The organism is Nonomuraea sp. MG754425 (genome assembly GCF_021699195.1).
Classification (GTDB): Bacteria; Actinomycetota; Actinomycetes; order Streptosporangiales; family Streptosporangiaceae; genus Nonomuraea.
Genome location: NZ_SSXE01000468.1, coordinates 1 through 694 on the forward strand (window position 1 = coordinate 1; position 694 = coordinate 694).

Annotated in this window: 1 pseudogene; it reads left to right on the top strand. The window is 62.5% G+C overall.

The window, feature by feature from the left end:
• Positions 1 to 694, top strand: a pseudogene (locus FAF44_RS53515) (DNA-directed RNA polymerase subunit beta); the annotation flags it as partial.

The following is a 694-nucleotide window of genomic DNA, read 5'->3' on the forward strand; positions in this document are numbered from 1 at the left end:
TGAGGAGATCTTCGAAGAGATCAGTCCGATCGAGGACTTCTCGGGGACGATGTCCTTGTCGTTCCGCGACCACCGGTTCGAGCCGCCGAAGTACTCCGTGGACGAGTGCAAGGAGAAGGACATGACCTTCTCCGCCCCGATGTTCGTGACGGCGGAGTTCATCAACAACGCCACCGGTGAGATCAAGAGCCAGACGGTGTTCATGGGTGACTTCCCGCTCATGACGCCGAAGGGCACCTTCATCGTCAACGGCACCGAGCGTGTCGTGGTCTCGCAGCTCGTCCGCTCGCCGGGCGTCTACTTCGAGCGCAGCGTGGACAAGACGTCCGACAAGGATCTGTACGGCTGCAAGGTCATCCCGTCGAGGGGTGCCTGGCTGGAGTTCGAGATCGACAAGCGCGACAGCGTCGGTGTGCGCGTCGACCGTAAGCGCAAGCAGCCTGTCACCGTGCTTCTCAAGGCGCTCGGGTGGACCAGCGACCAGATCCTCGAGAAGTTCGGCCGGTACGAGTCGATGCGGGCGACCCTGGAGAAGGATCACACCGCCGGCCAGGACGACGCCCTGCTCGACATCTACCGCAAGCTGCGGCCGGGTGAGCCGCCGACCAAGGAGTCGGCGCAGACCCTGCTGGAGAACCTCTACTTCAACGCCAAGCGCTACGACCTCGCCAAGGTGGGTCGTTACAAGATCAAC